The following is a 24,009-nucleotide window of genomic DNA, read 5'->3' on the forward strand; positions in this document are numbered from 1 at the left end:
GCCCGTGGCGCGACCTCAGCCCTCAATGTCCACCTCCTCCACGTTGTCGAACCGCTCCGTATCGATCAGCACCACGTAGGGGTCGATGCCGGCGTCGGACGGCTTCTTGGGCACCGTTACCGTAATCGTGTGCTGGCCGGAGCGGATGCGGTGCATGCGCAGGTACAGCGTTTCGCCGAACTCGGAGCCCTCCCCCTCCGTCGGCGCAAAGACACCGATGGGCACCCACTCGTCCATCGGCACCTCCGTCTCCACGCCCGTGGGCGCGACGGTCACCTTGCGCGCCTTTACGCGGATCGTCACCTGCCAGGCACCGGCCGCGGTCTTCCTGGCCGTCGCCCGCTCCGTCTCCAGCTCCCAGAAGGTGTTCGCCGCGAACAGGTCGTGCAGCAGGGGCCGCAGCGAGTCCGGCGTCACCGCCTGCAGCTCGCGGTACAGGTCCAGCGAGGTCGCGCCGCCCGAACGCGGGTTCTCCATCAGGCGCCGGAAGGCCAGGTCCACGCGCTCCCTGCCCATGTACTCGCTCATGGCGTACAGCGCGAACGGGCCCTTGCGGTACGCGGCGTACGGGTCCAGCGCCCGCACTAGCGGCTGCGACTGGCGGATGGGCGGAATGGGCGACGGCTGGCGGAAGAAGCGCAGAAGCCGCCGCAGGTGGTCACGCCCGTAGGTATCTTCGATGGCACCCATCGCGGCGTACCACGCGAAGCTTTCGGTAATGAGCGGCGCGCCCTCCGCAAAGGCGTACGCGACACCCCATTGGTGCGCCATCTCGTGCGCGACGACGGCGAACGGCATGTCCAGCCCCTGCGGGTCGTGCTCCGGGTTGTAGCGCGAGAACCCTTCCGTGAAGTCGATGGTCCCCGGCTCGGCGTGCGCGCCGATCCCCTGGCCGGGGTTCTCCACCAGCCGGATGATGCTGCCGTGCCGGTACGGCCCGTACGCGCGGGTGTTGTACGCCAGTGACGCGCGCACGCTGCGGAGCATGCGCTGCAGGTTGGCGGCGTGCGCGGGGTGATGGTACACCTGGATGGTGACCGGCTGCCCCGCGCCCGCCGGAGGGGTCCACCGCTCCTCGTGCACCGCGTACGCGGCGGAAAAGAAGGCGTACTCGCTGCCGATGGGGGTATCGGTCACGTAATGGAAGTAGCGGCGCCCCCGCTCCGTCCACGTGCGGCGCAGCGCCCCGGGGGCGACGGCGACCTGGCTTGCAGCCGTCCCGATGACCGCGTCCAGGGTGATGCGCTCGGGGCCGGCCGACTCCCGCTCGCCCGTGACGTCGCCGGCCTCGGCCAGCGTGGGGACCATGGGCCGCGCGGGGAGCCCCTGCGCCCTCCGTTCACTGGGCTTGAAGAGTTCGCGGCTCTTCTGGTAGCCGATGGCGGGAAGCCAGTCCTGGCCGCGGAAGTAGGTGCTGGCCTTGGTCACGGACAGCACCGGGTCTACGCCGCCGTTCCGGAAGCCGCGCTGCGCCACGCGCACCGTAAAGTCGAGGCGGAGCGAGTCGCCGGGCTGCAGCGGCTGCCGCAACGCGTAGATCCGGTGCCGGTGCTCCGCATCCACCAGCACACGCGCGGCGGGCCGGTCGAAGCTCACGTCCCCAGTCTCCACGCCGATGGGCGGCGCCACGTGGATGGATTCGATCGCGCCCGCGGTGTGGTTCACCAGGTGATAGGTGCCGCGGATGTCCGCCGCCCGCCGCCGGGGATGGATCTCCACGCGCAGGGTGACGCCCGCCAGGCGAGGCTGCGGAACGTCCGCGTACCGCCCGAAGCGCCGCTCGTACTCGGCGCGCAGTTCCGCGACACCGGCCGCGGTGCGGTACTGGTTGAGGACGTTGGTGTTGTAGAAGATGAACCCGCCCAGCCCCAGGATGAGCGCCGCGGCCAGCGCGGCGGCCCCTGCCGTTGGCCGCGTGAACCGGCCGCGCGCCAGGTGCAGGCGCGTGCGCAGCTTCTTCTCCAGCCCGCGCACCCAGAGCAGCCGCGCGGCGACAGCCAGCAGCAGCGCCCACGCGCCCCAGTACATCATGAACCACAGCCACGGCCCCAGCGACGCGCCAAAACCGCGCATGTCCGAGTACGACCAGCCGGGCACGGCGCCGTAGACCAGCAGGTTGTGCCCCACGCCCAGCCGGTCGGCGAAGATGATCAGCGCGTAGATGATGAGGGCCGCCATGTGGCCCAGGTACTTCTGGTTGATCATCCCCTGCACCGCCAGGGCGAGCAGGGCGAACAGCAGGTATTCGGGAAGCTGAAGGCCGAAGAGAACCTTCAGGTACAGGCCGACCTGGAACTCGTGGTAGCCCATGCTCACCTGAATGAGCATGCCGATGATCATCAGCACCAGCATCCACGCGGCGAGCAGCAGGCCCAGCGCCCCGAACTTGCCCAGGAACGGCACCCACTCCGGCACCGGCGCCGCATCGGTGATCTCTCCCAGCCCCGCCTCGCGCTCCCGCCAGACCAGCTCGCCGGCCCAGATCACCGTGAGCATGGGGATGACCAGCCACGGCGTCATGAAGCTGGTCAGCGGCGTCGCCAGGAACGTCAGGATGTAGCCGGTACGCGGCAGCAGCGGCGTGCCCATGTTCACCAGGTGCTCCGGCAGGATCATCACCGCCACTACCGCGATGGGGAGGGTGACGATCAGCCCGACCCGGCTCTTGGCGACGGACTTGAACGACGTCCACGCGATGTCCAGCGCCTGCCGCATGTGCGTCGCAAAGCTGAAAGTCCCTTGCACGCGCGGGACGGCGATGGCGTTCCTCGCCAGCTCGGTGCCGGCGGGGGTGGGGGCGTGCGCGGCACGCCGACGCCCAATGCGGCTCCACCACGGCTGCGCGGCCAGGTGCTCGAACCGGAAGCGGGCGTAGGTGAACGCCAGCACGCCGACGGCGATCCCCAGCCACAGCAGGCGCCGCCAAAGCAGCGCCCCCTCCAGCCGCAGCAGGCGCGTGTTCTTTTCGATGGGCGTCCAATCCGTCGTAACGTCGAAGATGGTCATGTGGGCCAGGGCGTCGAGCACCGTCGCCAGCGCCACCTGGTCCAGGAAGACCATGACGGCGACCATCCCGCCGTAGACCACCGAGAACAGGATCACGCTTCCCACGTAGCTGCCGATGGCCCGGCGCCCCCGCGTGGCCACCGCGAACTGGATGGCGGTGACGATGAAGGCGTTCGGCAGCGCGAGAAAGGCGTACGCGGTCAGGTAGGCCATCGGCCGGAACGGGCCGATCACCTGCGGATCAACGCCGGGCAGGTAGACGGCCAGCATCACGCCCACCGGCACCGCCAGCATGATCAGCGCGTTCAGGGCGAACGCGGCCAGGAACCGGCCACCCAGGTACTGTCCCCTGGTGACCGAGGCGGTCCAGGTGAGGGGATGCATCCCCGCCTCCACATCGCGCACCGCCACCTCGCCGGCGACGCCCGCGCCGAGCAAGAGCCAGAACAGGCTGCTCATGATGGTGACGACCGCGATGACGTACGGCGAGTTGATGTAGAAGTCCGCGTAGAGCGCGTCGGCCAGGAAGTTCTTCCGCACGAACAGGTACGCGACGACCACCATCGCCACGAACGGCAGCCAGGTGGAAAGCCGGCGCGCCTGGTAGGCGAACTCGAAGCGGAAGATCTCGCGCAGCTTCATGCCGCCGCCTCCGCCCGCTCGCGCCGCCTGCCGATGTGGCTGGCCATGGTGGCGAAGTAGACGTCCTCCAAATCCGGCTCGGCCGGCTCGAATCCGTGGCCGGGCGATCCGTCCGCGTAGACGTGCACGAGGGTCTTTCCGGCGAGCAGCTTGGTGGAGATCACCGCGTGCTCTCGCTCCATCTCCGCCAGCGCGCGCTTCTCGATCACGCTGCGCCAGATCCGGCCGCGCATCTGCTCGATGGCGCCCAGCGGCTCGGCTTCCAGCAGGATTTCGCCCCGGTCGATGATCGCCATCCGCGTGCACAGCTCGCTGACGTCCTCCACGATGTGCGTGGAAAGGATCACCGCGCTGTTCTCGCCCAGCTCGCTCAGCAGGTTAAGGAACCGCACGCGCTCTGCCGGGTCCAGCCCCGCCGTCGGCTCGTCGACGATCAGGAGCTTCGGGTTGCCCAGCAGCGCCACCGCCACGCCAAAGCGCTGCCGCATCCCGCCCGAGTAGCCGCCCAGCTTCTGCTTGCGCACGTCCCACAGGTTCGTCTGCCGGAGCAGCGCCTCCACCACCTCCCTGCGCGCCTTTTTGGCCGCGATGCCCTTGAGGATGGCGAAGTGCTCGAGCAGCTCCTCGGCGCTCACCTTGGGATACACGCCGAACTCCTGCGGCAGGTAGCCGAGCGTCTGCCGCACGCGGTCCTTTTCGCGCACGACGTCGATCTCGCCCAGGTGGATGGTCCCGCTGTCCGGCTCCTGCAGGGTGGCCAGAATGCGCATCAGCGTAGACTTGCCTGCGCCGTTGGGCCCCAGCAGGCCGTACATCCCCGCGGGAATCGTAAGCGAAACGTGATTCAGCGCCTGCACGCCGTTCGGGTAGATCTTGGATACGTCGCGGATCTGCAGTTCCATGGCTTTTCGCTGTGTACGACGCCCAGGCGGATCCGGCGCATCCGCCAGCGCTCCTGAGCACGAAGAACTTTACGATACAAAGAACTTGTGCGCAAGGGTACTACCACGTGGGGGCACTTACGGACGCGACATCCGCAAGAGGCAGACGTCTGGGTCCGCGAATCTCCTCTCGGCCTGCGTCCGTATTCTCCTCTGGGTAGCCGGCCATGCTTTCGGCGAACGAAGGTATCGCACACCGGCCCCGCACCCTGACCCTTGTGGGCCAGGGCGCTCACATCACGATCACAGGAAACCGTATGGCGAGGAAGCAGGAGGCGGGCAGTACCCCCGGACGGCGAAGTCCGAGGCCAGGACGTATGCGTTGCTGGCAGTGCTCCAGAGTATCCAGGATGAATGAGGACATGACCTGCCCTGCCTGTGGGATTTACAACCAGGTTCCGCCCAAGGAATCGTTAGGCTACCGGATCCTGATGTGGATCCTGTGGGTGGACGTGGCAGTCACGATAGGTACCGTCGTCTTGGTGGCGGAGAGCTGTGGCTGAAAGCCCCGCGGCGACGATGCCACGTGCCAGGTTCACGAAAGCGGTGTACTCCTCGCCCCCTCGCCCACTCCATCGCGCCGTCCCCCGCCCCGTGCAGTCTGCAGCCGAACTCCCCCATCCATCGCCAGTTCATCCTCCCGGTGCGTATCGCGCCAGCTTGATCGAGGAGTTTCGCCACCGCCTCGAGCGCGCCCAAGAACTCGGCCGCAACGTTCCGCGCGTGCACTCCCGGCCGGTCGCGCACGGCGCCGTCGACCGGCAGAACGAACGATCCGGTGGAGCTCGGGAACCCCGAACCCCACCGGATGCGTATCCTGGCACTACGCCAGGACCTTCGCCTTACATGGTCAGCGCGCCGGGGCGCCGCGTCCGGGCGTAGGCTCAGAGCGCCGGGGCGCGCATCCCGAGCCGCTGCTGCAGCCACACCAGGCGGTCGCGCGCGGCCTCGGCGTTCAGGCCGTGCCCCGCGTTGTACCAGAGGATCGTCTTCGGATCGCGCACCGCGGCGTGCAGCCGCTCGGCGTCGCGCGGCGGCACGAGGTCGTCCTGCCGCCCCGACTGCAGCAGGAGGGACGTCGGTGACGCGAAGCCGACGTACTTGATCGGCTCGATCGGGATCATCGACTCGAGCCAGCGCCGCCGCTCCGCGCAGGTGAGCCCGGCTAAGGCGCCGGCGTCCTCGGGGCTGGCGAAGTGCGAGACGAGCCCGCCGTCGGCCACCGCGAGGATGCCCGTCTTGAGCCGCCGCTCAATCCCGACGAAGAGCGCGCCCATCGTCCCGCCGTAGCTGAAGCCCACGAAACCGAGCCGACTCGCGTCCACGTCCGGGCGCGCCACGAGCACGTCCACGGCACGCTGCAGGTCGGTCATGAGCTGCACCTGCTCGGCGCTGTCAGCCTCGGTGAAGCGGAGCGAGCTGCCCCCGCGCCGCGCGAACGGGGCGTCGAGCGCCACCACCACCGCCCCGTGGCGCGCCAGCAGCACCCCTTCGCCCGTCATCTGTTGGGAGTTGCCCTGCATTCCGTGCTGCAGCAACAACCCCGCGAACGGGCCCGCACCCTCGGGCACGAAGAGCCGCCCCGTCGCGCGGCCGGTACCGCGCGGGCTGAGAAAGCTCAGTTGGTAGATCTGCACACCCGGCTGGGTGCCGATCGGCTGGAGCACCAGGTCGTAGGCCGCCGCGCGGTCGTAGGCGAACGCCGTCAGGGCCAAGGCGGGTGCCGGCGCATCGCTGAGCGTCGGGAGGCTGCACACGCCGCCGGGCGGGTCGGCAGGCAGGGCGCAAGCACCAGCGAGCAGGAACACAAGCAGTAGAGCGAAAGTGACGGAGCGCATGAGCATGGTGGCACCTCCACAGGAGTTGCAATTCAATTCAAGCTTGTCGGCAAAAAGACTTTCGTCAAGATGGCACCGCTATGGCGCCGGCAGGCGCTGTCGGCGATGATAGAGTTCTCAGGCGGCAGTGGGGCGCAGCGGTGGGCGAAGTGCCGGCTGGAACGGCGGCATCGGTCGAGACACGCTCTCCACTCTTCCGGCACCCTTCACTCGAAGTCGGCGGAACCATGTCCAGCCTCGTCCATAGATCCCGTTGGGTCGCAACGCCCCTGCTGATCGTGCTCGCCACCTCGGGGTGTCGCGAGCGGAGCGTGGTGCCGCGGCAGGCCGCCGCACCCGTCCCGCGAGCCGAGGTGAGCCTCCAGATCGACTACGCCGGCGCCGAGGCCATGATGGCGGCGCTGGAGCGCGACACCATCACCGATGCGGCGGTGGACTCGCTCCTCCAGATTCACGGCGTGAGCATGATGGTGGACAATGTCGTCCGCCTCGTCCCTGGTGTGCAGCGCGCTGATTTTGGCACCGCCCTCCAGAGGTTCCTGGGGACGGGCGACGTTGCGCAGGAGCACATCCACTTCAACCTGCCGAAGGCCCATGGCGAGCGGGAGCGCATCCGGAGGCTCCTCGCGCATCTCCGGGAGAATGAGCAGGCCGTGCTGGACCGGTTGCTCGCCATCATGGGTCCCTACACGCCGGAAACCGGTCCGCTCCATCTGAAGGCGTACCTGATGGCGGGGGGCACGTCCACTGGCTTCGTCCGCACCACGCCCGAGGGTGACGTGTTCTACTACAATCTCGCGGACGCGGCGGGAGACTGGGAGGGCGTGATGGCCCACATCACCCATGAGACCTTCCATCTCGTGCAGAAGGCGGCGTTCCGCCGGGTGCCGAGCCTCGCGGCCATGGCCGACTCGGCGGAGAGCCTCCCCCTGCCCGAGCGGACGCTGGCGACGGTCGTCGGCGAGGGCACCGCTGATCTGGTGTCGGACCCGGAGAGGTTCGGCGGTGGCGGCCCCGAGATCGCGCGCATGCGCCAGCGCTTCCGTACGGATGCCGAGCCCGCGCGCGTGCGTGCAAATTTCGCGCTCTTCGACACCACGTTTCAGCAGGTGGCCCGCAACGAGATCACCTGGCGGGAGGTTCTGGACCGGGGCTTCATGAGCAACCCCCGGTTCTATGCCCTCGGCTTCCAGATGGCGAAGGCGATCGAGCGTCACTGTGGAGCTGAGTGCATCCGCCGCCTGCTCCAGCAACGACCCGTCGAGTTCTTTCTCCAGTACATCTCCCTTTATCGTGAGCACCCGGAAATCGTGGGCCGCTTCGCCCCGGAGACGGAGCGATACCTCATGTCGCTCCGGTGAGGGCAGGACGGCGGGCCGGGTTCCGCTTCTCTCATCGCGCGGTACACTTCCAAGTGCGCATCTAGTCGGGGGCGACACGCCCGCAGCGCATCACCCCCGATCCGACTGTCGCCCGCCCCTCGCCAGCGCTGCTGCGACTACCACCGCCAACCGCCGGGGCTCCGCCTCCCTGCCATCCTCACGCAAGCGGTGCCACTCCGCGCGCCCTCGCCCACTCCATCGCGCTCTCCGCCGCCTCGCGGAGGGTGCAGCCGAACTCCAGCACTGCCTCGGCGACGAGCAGGTCCATCGCCAGCTCGTCCTCCGGTGCGTAGCGGGCCAGCTTGATCGAGGAGTTCGCGACCGCTTCGAGCGCGCCGAACCTGTCCGTCAGGATCTCCAGGAACCGCATCGGCGAGGGCAGTTGGTCTCGTTCCATGCTCACCTCCATCTCTTGACCCGCGCCGCCGAGCAGGGGTATCCTTTGCAGGCGAGCAGGCTTGCGGGTCTGTTCGAGTCGCGAGGCTGGCCAGGACTTCATGATGGGAGGAACGGTCAGCCTTGTCTCCTACCCTGCTGTCAGTAAGCTACCTGACAGAGCACGTTTTGTCAAGTGTGCTCCTGACAAAGACAAAAGTTGAACTTCAAAGCAGCGACCGACCGGCTGATCACCCGAGTAACGCTACCTGAGATCGCCGCAGCATGTGGTGCCTCGGTGAACTCGATCGAGCGTGCCAGAATGGATGCCGCGAGCGGCGGATATAGAAATCCGCCCGCAGGTTGGGAGCTTGCCGTCGCGAGGCTTGCTCGGGAGCGTAGCCACGAACTTCAATCGCTTGCCGAGGATTTGGAACGCCAGCACTGCAGCAGGACCTAACACAACGCCTGCAGGGGATGCGGGGCCCTCCATGAATTTCGCAGCGGCCACGCTTGCGTAGTGGCCGTCCACATCGACCCGTAGGCCGTTCGGCGCACACACGGCCCGGACCACTTCACGATTACGGTACCCAAATGCCCACTGATCAGCGGCTCCTCCACGCCCTCGCACTCGCGGCCAAGGAGTATACGCTTCGTACGATCAAGGATTTGTTTGTGTTGGCCGGCGCACAGCCGAACTGGAAGCGCGATATCGAGTTGCCGGCTGCAGGCCAGCGCGAGTCTGCCTTCTATGGCTGGATTGAGGGTATTAGTGCCGAAGCGCCCTCGCAGCTGGACAGCATCGTCGGCGGGGTGCTGACGCAAATGCTTGAGAACCAAGCGCTCTCGCAGTCGACGCGAGCAGCGCTCCAGCGATTCGCAACTAACGCACCTGCTGAGCCGCCAGGAGAAGTTGACTTTCCGAGCGACGTTCAACGCCTGCTGGACCGCCTCATTACGGGTCTTCGGCGTGCGGAGTTCCCCCTGAAGCAGCGCCGCCAAGGCAAGCCAATCATCGAGCTCCTTGACGAGTACGATGTGCAGGACCTGCTTCACTGCTTACTCAGACCCTGGATCAAGGATATCAGGCCTGAAGAGTACACGCCAAGCTATGCGTTGAACTCGACACGCATTGACTTTGTGCTGCCGGAGCACCGCATTGCTCTGGAGGTGAAGTTCGTCCGTAGCGAGGCACATGCCAAGAAAGTGGGAAGTGAGTTGATTATCGACGTCGCACACTATGCCAACCATCCAGACGTTGATCAACTCTGGATCGTGGTCTTTGATCCGAGTGGATATGTTATGAATCCGCGAGGGCTACGCGACCTGAGTGGTACGCACGTACAGAACGGACGGTCAGTTCAGGTTTCGTCCCGAGTAGTTGGCGGACACCACTCACCGGGTGTAGTGAACGAGTGATCATCAACGACCAAGCTTACAAGCTACGAAGGCCACTCGTGGCATCATCATGGGCGATCACTCGTCTGAGCCGTTAGTCTAGACTTTGGGAGTTAGGCTGTTCAGATGTTTCCCGAGTACCAAATGGCGACGATGAATCTAAAAGAAAGAGTTGAAGCGCATTCTGTTTGGTGGCTACTGAGTGCACTCTTGGCCGGTTTCTTAGCCGGGTTGGCTACGTACAGCGGCATTCTTCGGATCGCGAGTCTGCACGTCGTATCGCAGGCAACGTTCGATCGTTTGGAAGAGAACGCAGGCGATCCGTCCGACAACGGCGGAGACACTGTCGTTGCCCAACGCGAGGCCTTACGCCGGCGTTTGGACGCTGAAATCTCCCGGCGGCTCGGTGTATTCTTAGGCGACTTGGCGCTTTGGCAGTTCAGCTTACAATCTTCCAATCAACTTCGTGCAGCCGCGGAGTGGCGCCAACTGGAAGTAGGACTCTTTGCACCTCCTGCAACCAGTGGCGCGGTGAGTAATGTGTATCCCGAGTTCCGCAAAACCGGGATCAAGGAATTGTTTGACCGCGTGGCATCTATTTCACCGCCGCCGGAACAACTTGAGATTGAGCGAGCAATGGAAGAACTGTCTCAGGTTGAGCGAATCATGGCACAAGCTTCTCTGAGAATAGAAGACCCCGGAACATCATCACAGCGCGTTTTGGAAGCAATCTCTAGAAATCCTGCATTCGAGCGCTGGATTGGCGCCCGTCCATAACTCTATTCAAGGGCTGACTCGGGCGCGGGCGCCGCTAGCAACCGGCTACAGGAATGCGCGGGCCCTGCGTGCTTTCGCCCGCGACAAACTTGCGCGCCGACCCCCGCACCCTGACGCTTATGGCGTTAGAGAGCACAACGGAGATTCTCAATGTGGGACACGCTTCTTCAACTCGCGGGAGTGAGCCAAGCCAAGTTGGCTGGCCTCCCGGAGTCCGGGATGGGTTACGTGCTCGCTTCCGCGCTCCTCCCCGACGATAGAAGTGAGTCGCTAGTCATTGTCGGCGGCAACGACTACGTTATTCCACTAGAGCCTCACCCACGCTTTTTCTCGCTCGCGGATCTTCTTGCCGGACAACCGTTCCCCTCTATAGTGCCGAGAGTGGTAACCGTCGCACTCACCGCACCCGCGGCGCACAACGTCGCAACGCTGCCGGCGGGCTATCTGCCGGTTGCCGGTGCGATCGCTCTCCTGGGCACGATCATGGTTTCGAGCAAGACGCGGTTTTACAGGTACACGGGTACAGTAGGAGACCGTCGTTTCAGCGGCACTCATCTCGCCGTGGATACATACCTGACGACTGAGGCCGATCAGACCTACGCGAACACCGGATTCGCCGCAGTTGGTCGCTACGCGTTGCCTATCCCGGTACCTGCATCGTATGTCCACGTTTACGATCTTCCCGTTGGGACCTCTCTCCTGGTCGGAACTGTTCTGCCAAATTACGGTCAGGCGGGAGGTGGTGTAGAGGTCAAGACTCTTGCTTCAGCCGGCATCGGACCAACCGCGACCCTCGTGTCTTCCGGCCCGATTGACGACTTCTAAGTGGCGCTGCTGGGCGTGCTGAAAAATCACGACCCCATCCGCAGCCCGAATCGGACGGCGGACCGGCTCGCCGATTCAGAATCGAATGTTGTCCCGCTGTCAGCTTAGGAATTGGCCGAAGTCCTACCGCATTGCAAGCTCCGCGGCTGCCCGATCCTGTCAGGTCCGCTCGTGCGGGCTCACACCAGGCTGACCGTGGGCGTGGAAATCCGCAACCAGGCGGGCTGAAAAAGACCGCCCCCGGGACGATGTCCGGAGGCGGTTTCTCAAGCCTAGGGCTGACGATCACGACGTTAAGCCGACGGCCGTGATGATCGGTCCTCAGAACGGCAGGTCGTCGTCGTCCTCGAACGGCGGAGCCTGGAAGTCGTCGTAGTCGCGACCGCCCGCCCCGCCGGAGCCGGCCCCGCCGCGTCCACCACCGCCACCCGCCCCACCGCCACCGCCGCGCGGGGCACCGCCTCCGCCCCCGCCGCCACCGGAACGGCCACCGCCTCCGCCGTACCCACCACCTCCTCCGCCACCACCACCGTACCCGCCGCCACCGCCCGACTCGCGGTCGCCGCCCTCACGGCCGCCGCCCAGCAGAATGATCTCGCGGGCGCGGATTTCGGTCATGTACTTGGTGACGCCGTCCTTGTCCTCGTACTGCCGGTACTCGATCTCGCCCTCCACGTAGATGCGGTCGCCCTTCTTGACCCACTTCTCCACGATGTCGACGAGCTTTTCCCACACCACGATCCGGTGCCACTCGGTCTTTTCCTGCTGCTGCCCGTCGCGTCCGTTCCACCGGCGCGTGGTAGCCACCGAGAACTGCGCAACGCGCGCACCGCTGGGGATGGTGCGGATTTCGGGGTCCTGCCCCAGGTTTCCGATCAGAATGGCCTTGTTCAGGCTGCGGGCCACGGCTCCTCCTCAGTGAATTCAAGCGAACAGAGTGGACGCGAAAGCGCCATGATAAAGGGGCGCCGGATGCGTGTCAAGCAAACGATTGGATCCGCAGCCGCATCACCAGCGCATCCTCGGTTGGGTGCGAGTAGTACGAGCGGCGCCGGCCCACGCCGGTAAAGCCGCGCTGGCGGTAGACGGACTTGGCCGCCTCGTTGGAAACGCGCACCTCCAGGAACAGCTCCGCCGCGCCCCGGTCGCGCACGTGGTCCACCACGGCGTCCACCAAGGCGCCGCCCACCCCGGCGCCGCGGGCTTCGGGAGCGACGGCCACGTTGCCGAGTTCCGCCTGGTCCAGCACCGTCCACGCGGCCGCGTAGCCCACGACGTCGCCGTCCATCTCGGCCACCAGGAAATCGCTGTCGGTGCGCTTCAGCAGCCCGCGAAAGGTGTCCTCCTTCCACGGCATCGAAAAGCTCGCGATCTCGATCTCCACCACCCGCGCGATGTCACCCTCGCGGCAGCGGCGGACGTGGAACGACGAAGCCCGCGCCACCGGCGTCCTGGCCATCGGCGTCGACATCACGCGCCCGCCCTGGCCGCCGCGATGCGCTCCACCCCCGCGGCGCGCACGTACTCCGGCTCCCACGCCGCCGCGTCCGCCACCCGCCCGGCGTCCGGCGCCGCGCGCGCCAGCCACAGCAGCCCGCGCGCGAGCGACCGGTCCTCCCCATCCACCGCGTCGTCGCCGAACTCCGCCACGAGCGCATCCCGGTGCAGTGCCGCGCCGTCCCCCACGAAGCGCACCGGCAGCCCACGCAGCCGCTGCACCAGCTCGTCGATCCCCTGCGCGGAAACGGCGAGCACTTCCTCGCGCACAGAATCGTCGGCGAACAACCAGCACCCCGCGTACACCTCGCGGTTGCGGGCGTCGAACAGCGCGCAGACGGGCCGCTCGTCCACCCGGTGCGCCGCCGCCGCGGCCATCAGCCCCGAGTAGGCGTACAGCGGCACGCCCAACGCGCGGACGATGCCCTTCGCCGTCGCCGCGGCGATGCGCAGCCCCGTGAACGAGCCCGGGCCCCCGCCGCACACCACGGCCGCCACGTCCCCGGGCCGCAGCCCCGCCGCCGCCACGGCGCGATCGACTGCGGGCAGCAGCGCCGACGACGCGTTCGCCTGGGCGGAGACGGTTTCCTCCGCCAGCACGCGCCCGTCCACCTCCACGGCGACGTACGCAGAGCGGCCCGAGCTGTCGAGCGCCAGCAGGGGCCCGCCCAAAAGCCCGCTCACGCCGCCTCCCGCATGGGCGGCAGCGGCGGCGGCTCGCCCACGGGCGACGCGGTCACCTCGCGCGAATCCGGTTCGTGCTCCAGCAGCTCGATCTCCCAGCGCACGGGCGGCAGCAGCGCCTCGGCCCGCTCCGGCCACTCGATCATCACCAGGTCGCCGTCGCCGCCCAGGTCGCCCCACCCCAGCTCCCACACCTCGTCGTCGCGCTCCAGCCGGTACAGGTCCAGGTGCCACACCCGGGCGCGCGGCGTGTCGTAGCGAAACACCAGGTTGAAGGTGGGCGAGGGAACGTCGCCCTCCACCCCCGCCCCGTGCGCGATGGCGCGGGCCAGGGTGCTCTTCCCCGCCCCCAGGTCGCCTCGCAGGCACAGCACCAAGGGCGTCCGCGCCTCCCGTCCGATCCGCCGCCCCCACCCCTGCAGCGCCTCCTCGTCCAACGCCCCACTCAGCACGCCCGTCATGCCCGCAGCGACGCCACGGAACGGCGCTGCGCGGGCCGGGCGCCGTCCACCTCGGCCTTCAGCTCCAGCAACTGGTCGCGGAGCAGCGCGGCGCGCTCGAAATCCAGCTGCGACGCCGCGTCGCGCATCTCCTGCTCCAGCTGCGTCATCAGCTCCGCCGGGCTCTTCTTGCCCTCCAGGACGGCCTTGCGCTCCGCCGACTTGGCGGCCTCGGCCTTGGCATCCACCTTGGGCGTGCGCGCGTCGGCCACGCGGGTGCTGCTCTCGATCTCCCCCACCGACTTGAAGATGGTCTGCGGGATGATGTTGTGCTTCTCGTTGTACTCCACCTGGATGGCCCGCCGCCGGTCGGTCTCCTCGATCATCCGCTTCATCGACCCGGTGATGCGGTCGGCGTACAGGATGGCGGTGCCCTGGGAATTGCGCGCCGCGCGGCCCACCGTCTGAATCAGTGAGCTACTGGAGCGCAGGAAGCCCTCCTTGTCGGCGTCCAGGATGGCGACCAGCGACACCTCGGGCAGGTCCAGCCCCTCGCGCAGCAGGTTGATGCCGATCAGCACGTCGAACTTGCCCAGCCGCAGGTCGCGCAAAATCTCCACCCGCTCCAGCGACTGGATGTCGGAGTGCAGGTAGCGCACGCGCACCCCGTTCTGCTGCAGGAAGTCCGTCAGGTCCTCCGACATCCGCTTGGTAAGCGTGGTCACCAGCACCCGTTCCTGGCGTTCGGCGCGCAGGTGGATCTCGTGGAGCAGGTCGTCAACCTGCCCCTTCACCGGACGGATCTCCACCACCGGGTCCAGCAGCCCCGTGGGGCGAATGATCTGCTCCACCACCACGCCGCCGCTCTGCGCCAGCTCGTACTCGCTAGGCGTGGCCGAAACGAAGACGGCCTTGGGAACCAGCTGCTCCCACTCGTCGAACTTCAGCGGCCGGTTGTCCAGCGCCGAGGGAAGGCGAAAGCCGTGGTCCACCAGGGTGAGCTTGCGCGCGCGGTCGCCGTTGAACATCCCGCCGATCTGCGGCACGGTCACGTGGCTCTCGTCCACCACGACCAGGAAGTCTTCCGGGAAGTAGTCGAACAGGCACGCCGGCCGCTCGCCCTCCGCACGTCCCGCGATGTGGCGGGAATAGTTCTCGATGCCGGAGCAGGTGCCGATCTCCAGCATCATCTCGATGTCGAAGTTGGTGCGCGACTCCAGCCGCTGCGCCTCCAGCAGCCGCCCCGCGCCCAGCAGCTCCCGCAGCCGCTCGTCAAGCTCGCGGCGGATGCGGTCCACCGCGCGCTCCAGCTTGCTCTTGGCCGTGACGAAGTGCGTTGCGGGAAGGATGGCCGTGCGGGTGAGCGTGGCGATCGTGTCGCCCGTCAGCGGCTCGAACCGCGAGATGCGCTCGATCTCGTCGCCCCACAGCTCGATGCGCACCCCCTGCTCCTCGTACGCGGGATACACCTCTACCGTGTCGCCGCGGACGCGAAAGGTGCCCCGCACGAACGAGGCGTCGTTGCGCGAGTACTGGATGGCCACCAGCCCTTCGAGGATCTTCTTCCGCGTGATCTCCTGCCCCACCTCCAGCACCAGCATCTGCGACCGGTACTCCTGCGGGTCGCCCAGGCCGTAGATGCACGAGACGGAGGAGACGATGATCACGTCGTCGCGCTCCATCAGCGACGAGGTGGCGCGCAGGCGCAGCCGCTCGATGTCCTCGTTGATCGACGAGTCCTTTTCGATGTACGTGTCGGTGCTGGGTACATACGCCTCGGGCTGGTAGTAGTCGTAGTAGCTGATGAAGTACTCGACGGCGTTGCGGGGGAAGAAGTTCTTGATTTCCCCGTACAATTGCGCGGCGAGCGTCTTGTTGTGGCTCATCACCAGCGCCGGCCTGCCGTGCTGGGCGATGACGTGCGCCATCGTCAGCGTCTTGCCGGTGCCGGTGGCGCCCAGGAGTGTCTGGTACTTGTCTCCCCGCTTCAGCCCCTCGGTGAGCTCGGCGATGGCGCGCGGCTGGTCGCCCGCGGGAGAAAAGGGAGAAACGAGATCGAACGGCATTCAGGAACCCCGGTAAACACGGTAACAACGGTAAGGACGGTCACTTTGGTCGGAACGGAACCACGCACGGCACCCTTGGCGGCAATGACCCAAGCAACCGTGGTTATTGTAGTTACCGTGGTGACCGTAGTTACCCCTCCCCCACCTCGGCCACCTCGGCCAGGTCCGTCTGCTCGCGCCGCTCCACGCGCATCACGCCCTTCACCTTCTTGATGGCGTTCAGCACGCGGTTCAGGTGCGCCAGGTTCTCCACCTCCACCACGAAGTCGCCGCGCATGCCGTGCTGGTCGGCGTTGATGTCGGCGCTCTTGATGTTGGTGTTCGTAGCCGAGATGGCGCTGGCGATGTCGGCGAACAGGCCACGCCGGTCGCTCCCCTCCATCCCCAGGCGCACGAAGAAGCGGTCGGCGCCGCCGCCGTCCCAGTCGATCTCCACCCGCCGCTCCGGGTGCCCCTGCAGCTGCAGGATGTTGGGGCAGTCGATGCGGTGGATGCTCACCCCGCGGCCGCGCGTCACGTACCCCACCACCTTGTCGCCCGGCACCGGCTGGCAGCACTGGGAGTAGCGAACCATCAGGTTGCTCATCCCCTGGATCTTCACCGGGGCGTTGGTCTGCTCCCCCCGCACCCGCGAAACCAGCCGCTCGAAGGCGGAGGGCGGCTTCGGCGGCTCGTCGACGGACTCGGGCCACAGCGCCGCCATCACCTTCGACGGGCCCAGGTCGCCGCGCCCCAGCGCCGCGAACAGGTGGGCGGCGTCGGGAAGGTCCAGCACACGCGCCGCCTCGCCGAAGCGGTCTTCCGACACCTTTTCCCTGCGCGCCTTGCGGATCTCGCGCTCGATGAACTCGCGCCCCAGCCGCACCGAGTCGCCGAACTCCTCGTCCTTGATCCACTGGCGGATCTTGTTGCGCGCCCGGGCGGTCTTCACGAAGGCCAGCCAGTCGCGCGAGGGCCGCTGCTTGGCGTCGGTGACGATCTCCACCTGGTCGCCGTTCTTGAGCTCGCGCGTGATGGGCGTGTAGCGCCCGTTCACCCGCGCGCCGGCGCAGTGAAGCCCCACCTCGGTGTGCACGGCGAACGCGAAGTCGATGGGCGTGGCGCCCTTGGGCAGCTGCTTTACGTCGCCCATGGGCGTGAACACGAAGATCTCGTCCTGGAACAGGTCGATGCGAAGGAATTCCATGAATTCCTCCGGCTCCTTCGTTTCCTGCTGCCACTCCAGCACCTGGCGGAACCAGGTCAGCGTCTCGTCGACGTCGTCGCCGCGGGGGCCTTCCTTGTACTTCCAGTGCGCCGCGATGCCGTACTCGGCGGTGCGGTGCATTTCGCGCGTGCGGATCTGGATTTCGTACAGCCGCCCCCCCGGACCGAAGATGGTCGTGTGGAGCGACTGGTACATGTTGCTCTTGGGCGTGGCGATGTAGTCGTGGAACCGCTCCGTCAGCGGCGTCCAGCGGTTGTGGATCACGCCCAGCCCATGGTAGCAGTCGGCGATGGTGTCGACGATCACCCGCACCGCCATCAGGTCGTAGATCTCGTCGTACTCCTTTTCGCGCTGCACCATCTTGCGGTAGATGGACCACAGGTGCTTGGGCCGCCCCGTCACCTCGCAATCGATCCCCGCCTCGCGCAGCTCGCTTTCCAGCGGCACGCGAAGGTTCTCGATCCACTCCTCGCGCTCGCGGCGCTTCTCCGACACGCGGCGCGCCAGGTCGCGGTAGGGCTCGGGCTCCAGGTACTTGAAGCACAGGTCCTCCAGCTCCCACTTGAGCGCCGCCACCCCCAGCCGGTGCGCCAAAGGCGCGTAGATCTCGCGCGTTTCCAGCGCAATGCGCAGCCGCTTGTCTTCGCGCAGCCAGTCGAGCGTGCGCATGTTGTGCAGCCGGTCGGCCAGCTTGATCAGGATCACGCGGGCGTCCTGCGCCATGCTCAGCAGCAGCTTGCGGAAGTTCTCCACCTGCTGCTCGGTGCTGGTGCGGAACTGCACCTTGGCGATCTTGGTGAGCCCGTCCACCACCGTCGACACCTCGGGCCCGAACGCCGCGCGCACGTCCTCCAACGTGGCCGGGGTGTCCTCGACCACGTCGTGGATCAGCCCGCCCGCGATGGTGGCCGAGTCCAGGTGCAGCTCGGCCAGCACCTTGGCCACCTCGATGCAGTGGACGATGTAGTCCTCGCCCGAGTGCCGCTTCTGCCCCTGGTGCGCAACCGCGCTGAACTCGTACGCCCGGGTGATCAGGTCCAGGTCCAGCCGCTCGGCGTACGGCTCCACCGCCGCGAACAGGTCGGGCGGCAGGATGCCACGCGCATGCTCGCGCGCCTCGTCGGCGCCCTGCAGCAGGGGGGCCTGCTGCGCCATCAGCCGCGCGCCTCCGGCGCGCGCGCGTGCACGCACGTCACCCGGGGGGCGGCGTGGCGAAGCGGAACGGGTGCGAAGGCAGGGGTGCACATGCCGTGAAATGTAAGCGATTGTCGGGCCGTGGTCACCCCTGCCGCGCCCTCAGAGCCGCTCCAGCAGCCCCGCCTCGGCAAACGAGTAGTAACCGTGCTCGCCCACGATCACGTGGTCGTGCACGGGAATGCCCACCAGCCGTCCGGCCACGCACAGCTCGCGGGTGAGCTCCTTGTCCTGGGGCGAGGGCGTGGGCCGGCCGCCGGGGTGGTTGTGCACCACCACCACGCACGACGCGCTCTCGGCCATGGCCGGGCGAAAGACGTCGCGCGCGTGGATGTTGGAGTGGTCCAGGGTGCCCCGCGTGACCACCACCTCGCGCAGCACCTCGTTCTGGCGGTTCAGCAGCAGCACGTGGAACTCTTCCTGGGGAAGGTCGCGCATGGCTAGGCGCATGCGCTCGTACACGTCGCGCGCCGAGGCCACCTGCACGCGCACGGGGAGCGACTCGCGGGCGGCGCGCCGGCCCAGGTCCAGGGCGGCCAGGATCTTGGCGGCCTTCGCCGGTCCGATGCCGGGCACCTCGCAGAGCGCGCTGAGCGGCGCCTGGCTGATGCGCCGCAGCGATTCGTCGCCCCCCTCGGGCGCAAACCAGTTCAGGAGGTCGCCCGCCAGGTCCATGGCCGACCGCGGCGGCCGGCCGCGCCGGGGTGGCTCGCCCGTTTCGATGAGCAGCGCCAGCAGCTCGCGGGCGGACAGCGCCCCGGCGCCCTGCGCCCGCAGCCGCTCGCGCGGCTTTTCGGACTCCGGCCACTTCTTGATGCTGACGAAGGCGGGGGGAATGGGACACGTGATCGTGACCATGCACGCGGCTCCGGGACCGGGGTTTCGCCAGGCGCCCGCACCGCGCAGGCACCCGAACACATCCCGAATATAATCCCCCTCCGCCTTCCACACCAGCCACTTTTCCCGCCTGGGGGCAGGTGCGTGAGTGCATGAGTGCCGAAGTGCGAAGCGGGAGCCCGGAGCATTCCGCTCCGGGCCCCCGCCCGCTGTCCTCCTCTCCCCTGCCCTACGCCTTGCCGTGGCAGTTCTTGTACTTCTTGCCGCTTCCGCACGGGCAGGGCTCGTTCCGCCCCACCGAGGGAGTGGGGGCGGGCTTGGGCGCGCCCGGCTCTTCGCGGTTGGTGTGCATCTCCCGCGGCTTCGGCGGAACCGCGGTGTACGGGTTGATGCCCAGCGACGCCCGGCGCGGCGGCGGCGGCGGCGCGGGCGGCTCGTCGCGCTCCCGCGCCTCGTCGGCCACGCCCAGCTCCGCATCGGCGGCCGGGCCGGAGAAGGTCATCGGCGGCGGCGGCTGGGGCGGCGCCATGGGCGCCAGCTGCGCCCGGTACACGAAGCGCGCTGCCGACTGGTAGAGGTCCGTCATCAGGTCCTCGAACATGTCGTACGCTTCCTTCTTGTACTCCAGCAGCGGGTCCTTCTGCCCCCATCCCCGGAACCCGATCGACGCCTTCAGGTGGTCCAGGTCGTACAGGTGGTCCTTCCACTTCTCGTCGATCGTGTTGAGCACCACGAAGCGCAGCACCGCGTCGGCCGCCTCGCCGAAGCGGTCCAGCTTCTCGTGGTAGTGCTCCCGCGCCGCCTCCACCAGGTAGTCGTCCAGCTCCTCCCGGCCCGCGAAGCCCGGCGCGTCCCCTTCGTTCGCCGGCAGCCGGTCGGCCGTGAGCATGAAGTCCAGCATCAGGCGCTGGCGCAGCCCCGGCAGGTTCCAGTCGTCGGTGGGCGCACCGGCGGGGGCGTACTCGTCGACGATCACCGGGAGCGCCCGCTCGATCATCTCCCACACCTCGCCCTTCAGCTCTTCGCCGCCTTCCAGGGCAAAGGTGCGCAAGTCGTAGATCACCTCGCGCTGCTGGTTCATCACGTCGTCGTAATCCAGCAGCCGCTTGCGCGCCTCGAAGTTCTGCATCTCCACCCGCTTCTGTGCGCCGCTGATGGAGTTGGTGATCCACGGGTGGGTGATCACCTCGCCCTCTTCGGCACCCAGCCGGTCCATGATCGAGGCGATGCGGTCGGAGCCGAACAGCCGCATCAGGTCGTCTTCCAGCGACAAAAAGAACTGCGACGCGCCCGGGTCGCCCTGGCGCCCCGCGCGGCCGCGGAGCTGACGGTCGATGCGCCGCGACTCGTGCCGCTCGGAGCCGATGATGTGAAGCCCGCCCGTTTCTACCCCGAAGTCGTCGGCCTGCGTGGTCAGGTCCACCACCGTGGCCGGGTCGGGCGAGGTGCTGAGCGCCTTGAGGTCCGCATTGCGGGCCTTGAGCCAGGCGATGGTTCGCTGCGCGGTGACCCCTTCGCCCAGCTTGATGTCGGTGCCGCGGCCGGCCATGTTCGTGGCGATGGTCACGGCGCCCGGCTGCCCGGCCAGCGACACGATCTCGGCCTCGCGCTGGTGGTACTTGGCGTTCAGCACCTCGTGCGGCACTCCCGCGCGCTTCAGCATGCGCGAAAGCGTCTCGGAGGTGTCGACGCTCACCGTGCCCACGAGGACCGGCAGCTCCATGGTGTGAAGCCGGCGGACCTCTTCGACGATGGCGTTCAGCTTTTCGCGCTTGGTCTTGTACACCAGGTCGTGGCGGTCCTGGCGCTGGGCGGGACGGTTGGTGGGAATCACCATCACGTCCAGCCCGTAGATCTGGTGGAACTCGCCCTCCTCCGTCTCGGCGGTGCCCGTCATGCCACCGAGCTTGTCGTACATCCGGAAGTAGTTCTGGATGGTGATGGTGGCCAGCGTCTGCGTCTCGGCCTTCACCGCGACGCCCTCCTTGGCCTCCACCGCCTGGTGAAGCCCGTCGCTCCAGCGCCGGCCGGGCATCATGCGGCCGGTGAACTCGTCGACGATCATCACCTCGCCGTTCTGGATGACGTACTGCTCGTCCTTGTTGAAGAGCGTGTACGCCTTGAGCAGCTGGTGGATGATGTGGATGCGCTCGCTCTTATCGGCGTACTCGCGCTCCAGCTCGTCCTTGCGGTCGCGCTTTTCGTCCAGCGAAAGCGATGGGTCCAGCTCCACCCGGTGCACCGCCTCGGAGATGTCGGGCACCACGAACGCGTCGTGGTCGTCCGGGGCCAGCACGTCGAGCCCCTGGTCGGTCAGGTGGATGGTGTGGCCCTTTTCGTCCATGGAGTACAGGAGGTTCTCCTCCAGCTCGTGGACGCGCTTGTCCATCATGTAGTCGCGCTCGACCTTGCCGATCACCTTCACCAGGCCCGGGTCGTCGTTCAGCATCTTCTGCAGCCGCTTGTTCCGCGGCGAGCCGCGGCGGGCCAGGAAGAGCTTTTCGCCGGCGGCGTAGGTGTCGCCCCCCTCGATGTCCTTTTCGGCCTGCGCGATCAGCTCGTTCACCAGCCGCGTCTGGCGGCGGTGCAGGTCGGAAACGGACGGGTTGTAGCGGGCGTACGCCGCATTGGTCCCCGTGCCCACCGGGCCGGAGATGATCAGCGGGGTGCGCGCCTCGTCGATCAGCACCGAGTCCACCTCGTCGACGATGGCGTAGTGGTGGCCGCGCTGCACGCGCTGCCCCACCTCGTGCACCATGTTGTCGCGCAGGTAGTCGAATCCGAACTCGTTGTTGGTGCCGTAGGTGATGTCGGCGCCGTAGGCGGCGCGGCGCTCGGGGGTGTTGGGCTCGTGCAGGTCGATGCACCCCACCGTGAGACCCAGGAACCCGTACAGGTGCCCCATCCACTCGCTGTCGCGCTGTGCCAGGTACGGGTTCACCGTCACCAGGTGCGCGCCGCGGCCGGCCAGCGCGTTCAGGTACAGCGGCAGGGTGGCGACGAGCGTCTTCCCCTCGCCGGTGGCCATCTCGGCAACGCGCCCGTGGTGAAGCGCCATGCCGCCGATCAGCTGCACGTCGTAGTGCACCATGTCCCAGGCAAGGCTGCGCCCCGTCACCTGCGCCTCGCTGCCCACCAGCCGGTGCGCCGCCGCCTTGACGGTGGCGAACGCCTCGGGAAGGATCTCGTCGAGCTCCGCCTCCAGCTCGGCGTTCAGCCGCTTTTCGGCGTCGCCGATGGCCTGCGACAGCGCCTCGCGCTCGGCGGCGTCTTCCGACTGGCGGCGCTGGGCGCGAAGGTCGCCCAGCTCGGCCTCCACCTCCGACGTAGCTTCGGCGATCCGCTCGCGGAAGCGCGCGGTTTGCCCGCGCAGCTCGTCGTCGGACACGTCCTTCAGCCGCTCGAAGTGGGCGTTGATCTGTTCGACGACGGGCCGCAGCCGCTTCAGCTCGCGCGTGTGGCGCGTGCCGAACACGGCGTGTACGAGGCTCTTCAGCATCTGCGTTCCTTCAGCCTGATCAATGGGAAAGGTCCCGGTACAGCCGCTCGCGCTCGATGACGGCGCGGACGGCCTCGGGAACCAGGTATCGAATGCTCTTGCCCGCCGCGGCCAGGCGGCGGACCTGCGTCGACGAAACGTCCACGCGGGTGATCTCGACGGCCCGGGCTGCGACGCCCTCGGACGGCGAAAGCGCCTCGCCCGCGCGCGAAACCACCACCAGCGTAGCCAGGCGAAGCACCTCTTCGGGCTCGCGCCAGCGATGGAGCTCGCCCAGGATGTCGGCGCCGGTGATGAAGAACAGCTCGGCGCCGGGCTCGCGCGCGCGCAGCTCCCGCAGCGTGTCGACGGTGTACGACGGGCCCTGCCGGCGCAGCTCCCGGTCGTCGGCGGCGAAGCGCGGGTCGCCGCCGATGGCGGCCCGCACCATTTCCAGCCGCAGCTCCGGCGGTGTGCGTACCCGTCCCGCCTTCAGCGGGTGGACGGCCGAGGGCACCCACAGCACCCGGTGCAGCCCCAGCGCCTCGCACGTTTCCGACGCGGCTACCAGGTGCCCCAGGTGCGGCGGGTCGAAGGTGCCGCCGTACACCCCCAGGCGCACGGGCCGTGTCAGCGTCCGGCCGAGTCGGCCGGGGCCGCGGCGGGAAGCATGCGGGCCTCGGCGCTCTGCGGGAACTGGGCGAGCAGCCGCGCCCGGGCGGCGGCCTCTTCCTCGCGGTACCCCATGCGGCCGTACGCCTCTACCAGCCGCAGCAGCGCCGGAGCGGCCGACGGGGTGTCGGAGTACGAGTCCAGCACCTCGTTGAAGTACACCAGCGAGGCGTCGTACAGGCCGCGGCGGAAGTAGAAGAACCCGTTCTGGTACGCCTTGTCGGCCAGCTTGTGCCGCATGGCCGTGATCCACTCGCGGGCCTGCGCGGCGTCGGGGGTGGCGGGGTACAGCGAGGCGTACGAGTCGCAGTAGGTGATGGCCGCGACCGTGTACTCCTGGTCCAGCTGCGCCCGGGGCGACAGGCTGTGATACGCCTGGCACAGGCCGAACCGCGCCTGGATGGCCTCGGGGTCCGAGGGAAACTCGGTCGCCACGCGCAGGTAGTCGGAGGCGGCGGTCACGTAGTCGCGCGCCTGCATGTGGCTGCGGCCCAGCGCCATCAGCGCGGGCTTCAGCCGCGCGTCGGCGCCGGCCGCGGTGACGAACTGGGTGAGGAGCTCGGCGGCGCGGCGCCAGCGGCCGGCCTCGTAGGCCCGCATTCCCTGCGCGTACGCCGACTCCAGGGTGAGCGGCGGCGGGGTGCGGAAGATGGCGCAGCCCCCCAGGGTGGCGGCGGCGGCAAGGGCCACGAGGGCCCGGCGGATGGGTGTCTGGTAAGTCATGGGCTGCATGTACCCGCGGAGCGTCCG

Annotated in this window: 18 protein-coding genes; 4 read left to right on the plus strand and 14 right to left on the minus strand. The window is 67.8% G+C overall.

Annotated elements, in window-relative coordinates:
* Window positions 1-15: 15 nt before the first annotated feature.
* The 3 genes from VF632_RS10815 to VF632_RS10825 form a co-directional block, all read right to left on the minus strand.
* Entirely contained in the window at window positions 16-3,648 is a 3,633-nt protein-coding gene (locus VF632_RS10815; protein ID WP_331022897.1) for a hypothetical protein, read from the minus strand.
* On the minus strand, window positions 3,645-4,550 hold the full coding sequence (locus tag VF632_RS10820) for an ABC transporter ATP-binding protein (protein ID WP_331022898.1): 906 nt from the start codon (window positions 4,548-4,550) through the stop codon (window positions 3,645-3,647). The genes VF632_RS10815 and VF632_RS10820 overlap by 4 nt, the downstream gene beginning before the upstream one ends.
* A 923-nt stretch (window positions 4,551-5,473) precedes the next feature.
* Entirely contained in the window at window positions 5,474-6,433 is a 960-nt protein-coding gene (locus VF632_RS10825) for an alpha/beta hydrolase family protein (protein WP_331022899.1), read from the minus strand.
* Between the two features lie 143 nt (window positions 6,434-6,576).
* Here VF632_RS10825 and VF632_RS10830 point away from each other — a divergent pair, with 143 nt between their 5' ends.
* Window positions 6,577-7,788, plus strand: coding sequence for a DUF5700 domain-containing putative Zn-dependent protease (locus VF632_RS10830; protein WP_331022900.1), 1,212 nt, complete (start codon window positions 6,577-6,579; stop codon window positions 7,786-7,788).
* A 178-nt stretch (window positions 7,789-7,966) separates the two neighbouring features.
* Here VF632_RS10830 and VF632_RS10835 read toward each other — a convergent pair whose 3' ends face one another.
* Window positions 7,967-8,206 (minus strand): hypothetical protein, encoded by a 240-nt coding sequence (locus VF632_RS10835; RefSeq protein WP_331022901.1) that lies wholly within the window; start codon window positions 8,204-8,206, stop codon window positions 7,967-7,969.
* 572 nt (window positions 8,207-8,778) lie between these two features.
* Between VF632_RS10835 and VF632_RS10840 the strand changes: the two genes are divergently transcribed.
* The 3 genes from VF632_RS10840 (at window position 8,779) to VF632_RS10850 (ending at window position 11,184) form a co-directional block, all read left to right on the plus strand.
* Entirely contained in the window at window positions 8,779-9,603 is an 825-nt protein-coding gene (locus VF632_RS10840) for a hypothetical protein (protein ID WP_331022902.1), read from the plus strand.
* A 123-nt stretch (window positions 9,604-9,726) separates the two neighbouring features.
* Entirely contained in the window at window positions 9,727-10,359 is a 633-nt protein-coding gene (locus tag VF632_RS10845; protein ID WP_331022903.1) for a hypothetical protein, read from the plus strand.
* Window positions 10,360-10,509: 150 nt separating this feature from the next.
* Window positions 10,510-11,184: a hypothetical protein gene (locus VF632_RS10850; RefSeq protein WP_331022904.1), complete on the plus strand. Its 675-nt coding sequence runs from the start codon at window positions 10,510-10,512 to the stop codon at window positions 11,182-11,184.
* Window positions 11,185-11,505: 321 nt separating this feature from the next.
* Here VF632_RS10850 and VF632_RS10855 read toward each other — a convergent pair whose 3' ends face one another.
* The 10 genes from VF632_RS10855 to VF632_RS10900 all read right to left on the minus strand — a co-directional run bounded on the left by VF632_RS10855 (window position 11,506) and on the right by VF632_RS10900 (window position 23,991).
* A complete protein-coding gene (locus VF632_RS10855) occupies window positions 11,506-12,090 on the minus strand; it encodes a single-stranded DNA-binding protein (protein WP_331022905.1) in 585 nt (194 codons plus the stop codon).
* A 73-nt stretch (window positions 12,091-12,163) separates the two neighbouring features.
* Window positions 12,164-12,643 carry a ribosomal protein S18-alanine N-acetyltransferase gene (gene rimI / locus VF632_RS10860; RefSeq protein WP_331022906.1) on the minus strand — a complete coding sequence of 160 codons (480 nt, stop codon included), beginning with the start codon at window positions 12,641-12,643 and terminating at the stop codon, window positions 12,164-12,166.
* 11 nt (window positions 12,644-12,654) lie between these two features.
* On the minus strand, window positions 12,655-13,365 hold the full coding sequence (tsaB, locus tag VF632_RS10865; protein ID WP_331022907.1) for a tRNA (adenosine(37)-N6)-threonylcarbamoyltransferase complex dimerization subunit type 1 TsaB: 711 nt from the start codon (window positions 13,363-13,365) through the stop codon (window positions 12,655-12,657).
* Window positions 13,362-13,826 carry a tRNA (adenosine(37)-N6)-threonylcarbamoyltransferase complex ATPase subunit type 1 TsaE gene (tsaE, locus tag VF632_RS10870; RefSeq protein WP_331022908.1) on the minus strand — a complete coding sequence of 155 codons (465 nt, stop codon included), beginning with the start codon at window positions 13,824-13,826 and terminating at the stop codon, window positions 13,362-13,364. Before tsaE ends, tsaB begins: the two co-directional genes overlap by 4 nt.
* Window positions 13,823-15,871: an excinuclease ABC subunit UvrB gene (gene uvrB, locus VF632_RS10875; RefSeq protein ID WP_331022909.1), complete on the minus strand. Its 2,049-nt coding sequence runs from the start codon at window positions 15,869-15,871 to the stop codon at window positions 13,823-13,825. The genes tsaE and uvrB overlap by 4 nt, the downstream gene beginning before the upstream one ends.
* Before the next feature lie 130 nt (window positions 15,872-16,001).
* Entirely contained in the window at window positions 16,002-18,269 is a 2,268-nt protein-coding gene (locus tag VF632_RS10880; protein WP_331022910.1) for a bifunctional (p)ppGpp synthetase/guanosine-3',5'-bis(diphosphate) 3'-pyrophosphohydrolase, read from the minus strand.
* A 105-nt stretch (window positions 18,270-18,374) separates the two neighbouring features.
* Window positions 18,375-19,130 carry a RadC family protein gene (gene radC, locus VF632_RS10885; protein ID WP_331022911.1) on the minus strand — a complete coding sequence of 252 codons (756 nt, stop codon included), beginning with the start codon at window positions 19,128-19,130 and terminating at the stop codon, window positions 18,375-18,377.
* A gap of 208 nt (window positions 19,131-19,338) precedes the next feature.
* Window positions 19,339-22,608, minus strand: a complete 3,270-nt coding sequence (gene secA / locus VF632_RS10890) for a preprotein translocase subunit SecA (RefSeq protein WP_331022912.1) — start codon at window positions 22,606-22,608, stop codon at window positions 19,339-19,341.
* Between the two features lie 19 nt (window positions 22,609-22,627).
* Window positions 22,628-23,209 carry a nicotinate-nucleotide adenylyltransferase gene (gene nadD, locus VF632_RS10895; RefSeq protein WP_331022913.1) on the minus strand — a complete coding sequence of 194 codons (582 nt, stop codon included), beginning with the start codon at window positions 23,207-23,209 and terminating at the stop codon, window positions 22,628-22,630.
* An 8-nt stretch (window positions 23,210-23,217) separates the two neighbouring features.
* Window positions 23,218-23,991, minus strand: coding sequence for an outer membrane protein assembly factor BamD (locus tag VF632_RS10900; RefSeq protein WP_331022914.1), 774 nt, complete (start codon window positions 23,989-23,991; stop codon window positions 23,218-23,220).
* Between the last annotated feature and the right edge of the window lie 18 nt (window positions 23,992-24,009).

Origin of the sequence: Longimicrobium sp. (assembly GCF_036388275.1) — a bacterium.
Taxonomy (GTDB): domain Bacteria; phylum Gemmatimonadota; class Gemmatimonadetes; order Longimicrobiales; family Longimicrobiaceae; genus Longimicrobium.